The sequence below is a fragment of the Rhodoferax sp. RT5P35 genome (assembly GCF_056521385.1).
Genome location: NZ_JBWMAX010000218.1, coordinates 1 through 788, shown reverse-complemented (window position 1 = coordinate 788; position 788 = coordinate 1). Strand labels below are relative to the sequence as shown.

The following is a 788-nucleotide window of genomic DNA, read 5'->3' as shown; positions in this document are numbered from 1 at the left end:
CTGCTGTTTGCCAACTATGGCCGCCAGCAGGAGGTGCTGTTCCGCGCCGCCGGGCTGGACGTGGGCTACGCCATCCCCCAGGAGGGCGCGCTGGCCTGGCTGGACTGCTGGGCCATCACCCGCGGGGCGACCAACCCGGTGCTGGCCGCGGCCTGGATCAACTACCTGCTGGAGCCCGAGCCCGGCCAGGTGCTGGTGCAGCGCCAGGGCCTGGCCAACACCACCTCGGCCTCGTCCGAGTACCGGGCCGACGACCGCCTGCTGTGGCTGCAGCCGGTGGAAAGCGAAGAGCGCCGCAACCTGCTGTGGAGCCGCATCGTGTCCGGTGACCGCGCCCGCAAAGTGCTGGCACCATGAAGCCGGGCACTCCATGAGATGGGACATTCCATGAGGTGGGGCATCGTCGGCAAGCTGGTGCTGTTGATGGCTTCGGTAGGCTTTTTGGCGGCGGGACTGACCGGCTTTTACGCCTACGAGGCCAGCCGCGGCCTGCTGGTGAATTCGGCCAAGAACAAGCTGCTCACCTCCACCCAGGTGCTGGCCCGGCGCATTACCCAGACGCGCGAGGAGGTCTCGCGCAACCTGCAGGTGCTGGCGGGCCTGCCCACTACCGTGGCCATCCTGCAGCACGAGGATGCCCTGGACTCCGAACGCCTGGCCAAGCTGTTTGGCCTGCTGATCGAGGCCAACCCCAGCTATCTGCAGCTGCGCCTGATCTCGGCCAGCGACTACGGGCTGGAACGCGTGCGGGTGGACCGGGTCGGCCCGTCCACTCTGCGGATCCAGGG

Annotated in this window: 1 protein-coding gene and 1 pseudogene; both read left to right on the top strand. The window is 68.3% G+C overall.

Features of this window, described 5'->3' with window-relative positions; all coding sequences use genetic code 11:
* Positions 1–357: extracellular solute-binding protein (locus tag AC097L_RS25120; RefSeq protein ID WP_479589429.1), on the top strand; the 357-nt coding region annotated here is incomplete at its 5' end.
* Positions 358–387: 30 nt separating this feature from the next.
* A pseudogene (locus AC097L_RS25115) lies at positions 388–788 on the top strand (deoxyuridine 5'-triphosphate nucleotidohydrolase); the annotation flags it as partial.